Below are 6,000 nucleotides of genomic sequence, written 5' to 3'. Positions count from 1 at the left end.
CTATCCAACGGACTCTGCTCCCTGCGCCCCCACGAAGACAAGCTGACGTTCTCGGCCGTGTTTGAACTCGACGAGAAAGGCAAACTCTACAACTCGTGGTTTGGCAAAACCATCATTCACTCCGACCGGCGCTTCGCTTACGAAGAAGCTCAGGAGCGCATCGAAGGGCTGGAGGCAGACTACACCGCCGAGATTCAGCTGATGAATAGCATTGCCAAGAAGCTCTGCGCAGCCCGCTTTAAGCAGGGGGCCATCAGCTTCGAAACGCAGGAGGTGAAGTTCAAGCTCGACGAGCAGGGCAAGCCGCTGTATGTGTTCGTGAAGGAGCGTAAGGACGCCCACAAGATGATTGAGGAGTTCATGCTGCTAGCTAACCGGAAGGTGGCCGAGTTCGTGTTCAAGCTCAAGAATCGGAAGCCGCGCTTCACTATGGTGTACCGCGTGCACGATGCCCCCGATGAAGAGCGCCTGCAAAACTTTGCTCTCTTCGCTCAGAAGTTTGGCCACCAGCTTGACCTCACCAACCCCAAGAAGCTGAGCAACGAGCTGAACGACTTGAGCAGTGAAGTAGTGGCCGGCCCGAGCAAAACGTCATCCAGACGCTAGCTATTCGGACCATGGCCAAGGCAACGTACACTACCGATCCGCGCGGCCACTTCGGCTTGGCTTTCGACCACTACTCCCACTTCACTTCCCCCATCCGTCGATACCCCGATATGATGGCCCACCGCCTCTTGGAGCACTACCTAGAGGGTGGCAAGAACGTGGAGGTAGAGCCCATTGAGGAAGAGTGCAAGCACTCCTCGGAGCGGGAGAAGCTGGCCGCCAATGCCGAGCGGGCCAGTATCAAGTACAAGCAAGTGGAGTTCCTGCAGGACCGTATTGGCGACACCTTCACAGGCGTTGTTTCGGGCCTGACGGAGTGGGGACTCTACGTTGAAATCGAGGAGAACAAGTGCGAGGGCATGGTCCGCGTGGCCGACATTCCTGGCGACTTCTTCGAGCTAGACAAGGACAATTACCGCCTCGTGGGGCAGCGTACCAAGCGCATCATTCAGTTTGGTGATGAGATGCAGGTAGTAGTGAAAGCCGCCAACCTGCTCGACCGCACCATCGATTTCGAGTTGGTAGATGACCGCCCGGATTTCGTGAAGAACCGCGAACGGGAGGAGCGCAACGCGGGCCGCGAAAGCCGCCGCGGCTACCGCCCCGAGCGGAGCGGTGGTAAGCGCCGCCGGTAGTCTCTTCTATTGTTTACTGGGTAGCCCCAGCGTCTCACTTGGCGCTGGGGCTTTTCTTTTTGGCCGGCTTGGCAAGGGCAGCGCGGCCCTGCGTTCGGGAGTTGAGGTAAGCTGTACCGTATGTGGTAGGTGGAAGTTGAGCATTCTCGTCCCTCCGTTTATTTCCTCCGTACCTTTCCCATCCGAACTTTTAGCCCATTCCGTGGACCTTTCCCAACTCACTGACCGCATCAATTCTGCTTTGGCTACGCTACAGTATGGCCAGAAGCCAGTAGCTCTTTACGAGCCTATCCGCTACATCATGGCGCTGGGCGGAAAGCGCATCCGGCCGCTACTTACCCTACTCGGGGCACACATCTTTACTGATGACTTAGAGCCGGCGCTTAAGCCTGCCCTAGCGACGGAGGTATTTCACAACTTTACCCTGCTCCACGACGACCTGATGGATCAGGCACCGCTGCGTCGCGGCAAGGCTACCGTGCACGAGAAGTGGAATCCTAACGTGGCCATCCTAAGCGGCGACGTGATGCTAGTGCGGGCCTATGAGCTATTTCTGGGTGTGCAGGCGGAGTTGCTGGCGTATGTGCTAGGGCGCTTTTCTCAAACGGCCGCCGAGGTATGCGAGGGGCAGCAATGGGACATGAACTTCGAGACCGAGACGGACGTCAGCATTCAACAATACCTCGATATGATCAGGCTGAAGACGGCCGTACTTCTAGGATTTGCCCTGGAGCTAGGCGCGCTGCTTGGCGGTGCTTCTCGGGCCGATGCCGGCCACCTGCGCCAGTTTGGAGTAGGGATTGGAGTGGCCTTTCAGCTGCGCGATGACCTCCTGGATGTGTACGGCGACGCGGCCACCTTTGGCAAGCGCGTGGGTGGCGACATTGTGAGTGACAAGAAAACCTACTTGCTGCTCATGGCGCAGGCGCAGGCCACCAACACCCAGCGCGCCGTACTGGGCCAGCACATTGGTCAGCCGGTGATTGATCCAGAAGCGAAAGTGCAAGCCATACGAGCTATCTATGATGAACTCGAAATACGCCCTCAAACCGAAGCGCTAATCAACGAATACTTCCTGGATGCCCTGCAGCACTTGGAGCGCGTGGCGGCCCCTGAATCGCGCAAAAAGCCCCTGCATCAGCTCGCACTCCAACTCCTAGAGCGGGAGCAATAAGCAACTGCCCAACGCCCCGTCTTGTAGCGTACGCCCTCCTTCTTCGTCATTTCCCTACTTATGCTCAACCTTAGTCCTACTTTGGTGTTAGTGGCACTCACTTGCGGTATTTCTATGTACGCTTGGTCCAGCCAGGAGCTCATGGACAGCTGGATCTTAAATCCTAACCAGATCCGGCGCCGCAACGAGTGGTATCGGTTCATCACCTCCGGTTTTCTGCATGCTGACTTCGGCCACTTGTTATTCAACATGCTGGCGTTTTACTCCTTCAGCCAAATTGTCGAGACCATCTTCGTAAGCGTTTTCGGCCCTACCAATGGTCTGCTGTACTTCCTGCTGCTATACCTAGGCGGCATCGTTGTATCAGATATTCCTACCTACCTGCGCCACCGCACCGACCCTGACTACCGGAGCCTGGGTGCTTCCGGTGGTGTAGCCTCGGTGGTATTTGCGGCTATCCTGTTCAACCCCACCAGCAAGATTGGTGTGTTCCCATTGCCTCCCCAGCTTGGTATCCCAGGCTTCATTTTTGGCTTCCTGTACTTGGCCTACTCTTACTACATGGGCCGCCGCCGAGGCGATAATATTAATCACGACGCTCACTTTTACGGGGCTTTGTATGGCATCGTCGTCACCCTCATCCTAATCCCTAAAGCGGGAGTCATATTCTGGGACGAAATCAGCGGTTTTTTAAATTAATTATTTTATAATCAAGTAGTTGACTTTGTAAATAGTGACTATTCAATATCTATTTTCTGGTAGCTGCCGTAGAGAGTGCTGAAATACAACCAATCACACTCTCTCCTGCATCATGAATAAGCTCACTCCGCACCTCAGCCGCATGGCAACGATGGCGCCCATCTTGGCGCTCATGCTCATCACTTCTTCTTGTGCCCGTTTCAATGCCGATGGTAGCTTAGCTACTTGGGGCTATGTGGTACTGGCACTCGATGTACTGGCCCTGTTTGACGTATTCCGTCAGCCCTGGTCGATTGGTAAGAAAGTCCTGTGGGCTGCCATTATATTCTTCTTCCCTTTGGGTGGCCTGATCCTCTACTACCTGTTTGCTGGTCGCGGCAAAGCGTAAGGTCATCCAGAACCTCCTACAAGCAAACGAGCCCGTTGCAGCATCTGCAACGGGTTCGTTTGCTTATAACGCAAGCGTATTCAACTAGGGGTTTGCTAGAGTGCTTACATGCCCCGCTTCCGTTTTTCCAACCGAGCTACCTGCTTTAGAATAGCGCCGGTATTGGTGATTTCTGTGGCTTGCCAATGGTCGCCCCGGTCCAGCATTTTTACTTCTAGTACCATTGTAGTGTCGTATGTAGGCTGGCTGAATTCCAGGCCAACCAAAGCAGCTTCGCCTTCCTGTCGGGTATACTTCACTCCCTTAAACTGGCTCTTGGGGCTCACAACGGTACCAATGAGACCCATGAGAGAAATTCCCATAGGGCGTCTTACGTTCGCCTCCGCGGCGGCGGTCACCGAGCCAGTTTCAATGTAGCGCTCTATTTCTGTATACGCCGCCTGAGTAAGCTGAGGCTTGAGCATTCGCAGTACACCTTCCAACCCGATACTGACCGGGGCCAATGACGCCAGGGTGCTGCCTTGGTCAGCTACTTGATCTACTAGATGGCTCGTTACGCTATTCACATCAATGTAGCGCTCGAACTCTTTCATGTCGTGTAACTGTGTTGCCTTAGCAGCCTGCAATAGCGAGTATTCCGGGGTTGTGCGGAGGCTACGGTAATACAAAAAGCCACCTAAGGCCAGCGCAGCCAGCACCAGGAATAAAACCATCTTTTTCATAGGGTGGTAGGGGGAGAGTAGTGGGATTTGAAAGAAGGAGAAATAGGGGCAGTCTGCCAAATGTGAACTTTGCTCTGTGCCTTATGCCCATACTCTGACGTACACATTCGCATATCAATCTTCCGGCTCTATGAGTACCAATTCCTTTCCTGCCGTGGAAGTTCACGGCCATCGTGCTGCCGAGGCTTACACCCTGAAAACACGCTCCAAGCCTTTCGCCATGCCCTCGCTCTCGGGGTTGATGTGCTGGAAATGGATGTTGTTCTGTCGGCCGATGGGCAGGTAGTCGTCTCGCATGAACCTGGTTTTCGCCTACTATCTGCCTAGCTCCCGACGGTAAACCGTTGCCTTCGGTCGCCGTCGCTACTCCTCCTAACCTATACACGCTACCCTACAGTACCATCCAAACCTACGACTGCGGGCTCACCCAACATCCCGGATTTCCAGAGCAAAAGTCCTCGCCCGCTTACAAACCGTTGCTGCAAGAGGTCTTGCAGGATGCCGAGTTGCGGACCCAGGAACTAGGGCGTCCGGCGGTTAAGTTCAGTATCGAACTTAAGTCCACTTCGGATGGCGACGGGGTTTTCCATCCCGCTCCAGAAGCCTTTGTATTGGCCGTTGTACAGGAGTTGGATCGGGCCCAAGTACTCGCCCGAACTACACTATTGTGCTTCGATAAACGGGTGCTTCAGGCGGCTCGTATCTTCTATCCGTCCCTACCTCTTTGCCTGTTGGTGGAGGACGAAATACCCTTCGAAGAACACCTTCGAGAGCTTGGGTTTGTACCCGCTGTGTACGGTCCCAGCCATCATCTCGTGACGCCAGAACTGGTACAGCAGCTACTCAGTTTTACCATTCAACTCGTGCCTTGGACAGTCAATGAGCTTCCCGATATGGAGCGTGTCTTAGCGTCTCGTCCTGCTGGCATCACCACAGATTACCCTGACCGATTGCTCGCGCTGCTAGGTCGTCATTCGTGATTGCCATGTACTGCCCTAGTACACACTGACAGTACAGTGTATCATTCCTTGTTCAAGCCCCAGTATGCACTCAAATGAGTATATTCTGGGGCTTTCGCGTTACGGTATTCAGTACTTATACAGGGTGTGTAACACTGATTTGTATCACGTAAAGTGTATCTATATTATGTAACATATGTGTATAAGTGTAACGGTGTAGCTGTGTTACATTTTTTGTGTTACAGTGTAAGTGTTTACACTAAGTATGTGTGTTTTGATACATATTTTACATATTTACACTGTGTTCACGTTACGGTCTGTCTTATGTCACATCAGGCGAAATCCTTCAGGAAGCCATCAAAAACAGCGGTATTTCCATTACACGTATCGTGGACGATTTAGGTATTACACGTCCTACTATCTACCGTAAATTCAAGGAGGAAACCTTGGATTACGGTTTTGTAAAGAAGGTGGGTGATCTTATTGGACACGACTTCTCGCAAGACTTTACAACATCGGAACAGACTGCGTTGCCTTTTGTAACGCAGTCTGTATCGCCTACGTCCGGCTCTGCGGTACCCTCCAAAACACAATCGTTACAACAGCCCGAGCCTGACTGCACGAAACAGCTTTTAGCTCTTCAAACGAAATACATCAGCCTTCTAGAAGCTTACAATGAGCTGTTGTTAAAAGTGTATGGGCCCAGGTAACAAAAACGTTCCACGTGAAACATTTTTGTTGTATTAGGGTAGCAAAAGAGGTATACACAAGCCAGCCGCCGCGCTGCAAGTCGTATAAGTAACTAGGTTAAGTAAGA

General features: G+C 52.9%; 8 protein-coding genes. 7 read left to right on the top strand and 1 reads right to left on the bottom strand.

Annotated elements, in window-relative coordinates; genetic code table 11:
* The 5 genes from VI25_RS28575 to VI25_RS16365 all read left to right on the top strand — a co-directional run.
* Nucleotides 1–606 (top strand): RNB domain-containing ribonuclease (locus VI25_RS28575; RefSeq protein WP_316934344.1); only part of this gene is annotated, 606 nt, incomplete at its 5' end.
* Between the two features lie 11 nt (nt 607–617).
* Nucleotides 618–1,241: an RNB domain-containing ribonuclease gene (locus tag VI25_RS28570; protein WP_052695358.1), complete on the top strand. Its 624-nt coding sequence runs from the start codon at nt 618–620 to the stop codon at nt 1,239–1,241.
* A gap of 202 nt (nt 1,242–1,443) precedes the next feature.
* Nucleotides 1,444–2,415 (top strand): polyprenyl synthetase family protein, encoded by a 972-nt coding sequence (locus tag VI25_RS16375; protein WP_045689357.1) that lies wholly within the window; start codon nt 1,444–1,446, stop codon nt 2,413–2,415.
* Between the two features lie 114 nt (nt 2,416–2,529).
* Nucleotides 2,530–3,114, top strand: coding sequence for a rhomboid family intramembrane serine protease (locus tag VI25_RS16370; RefSeq protein ID WP_236705086.1), 585 nt, complete (start codon nt 2,530–2,532; stop codon nt 3,112–3,114).
* A 112-nt stretch (nt 3,115–3,226) separates the two neighbouring features.
* Complete coding sequence (locus VI25_RS16365) at nt 3,227–3,502, top strand: PLD nuclease N-terminal domain-containing protein (RefSeq protein ID WP_052695359.1); 276 nt, start codon at nt 3,227–3,229, stop codon at nt 3,500–3,502.
* A 104-nt stretch (nt 3,503–3,606) separates the two neighbouring features.
* Here the strand turns inward: VI25_RS16365 and VI25_RS16360 are convergent, their stop codons facing one another.
* A complete protein-coding gene (locus VI25_RS16360; protein WP_045689359.1) occupies nt 3,607–4,224 on the bottom strand; it encodes a hypothetical protein in 618 nt (205 codons plus the stop codon).
* Between the two features lie 69 nt (nt 4,225–4,293).
* Here VI25_RS16360 and VI25_RS28950 point away from each other — a divergent pair, with 69 nt between their 5' ends.
* Complete coding sequence (locus tag VI25_RS28950) at nt 4,294–4,551, top strand: glycerophosphodiester phosphodiesterase family protein (protein WP_201783319.1); 258 nt, start codon at nt 4,294–4,296, stop codon at nt 4,549–4,551.
* 17 nt (nt 4,552–4,568) lie between these two features.
* Nucleotides 4,569–5,204, top strand: a complete 636-nt coding sequence (locus tag VI25_RS16355; protein ID WP_173664798.1) for a glycerophosphodiester phosphodiesterase family protein — start codon at nt 4,569–4,571, stop codon at nt 5,202–5,204.
* Nucleotides 5,205–6,000 lie beyond the last annotated feature (796 nt).

The sequence above is a fragment of the Hymenobacter sp. AT01-02 genome, assembly GCF_000961955.2.
Taxonomy (GTDB): domain Bacteria; phylum Bacteroidota; class Bacteroidia; order Cytophagales; family Hymenobacteraceae; genus Hymenobacter; species Hymenobacter mucosus.
The sequence above is the reverse complement of the archived record's forward strand: the minus strand, read 5'-3'. Positions and strand labels throughout refer to the sequence as shown.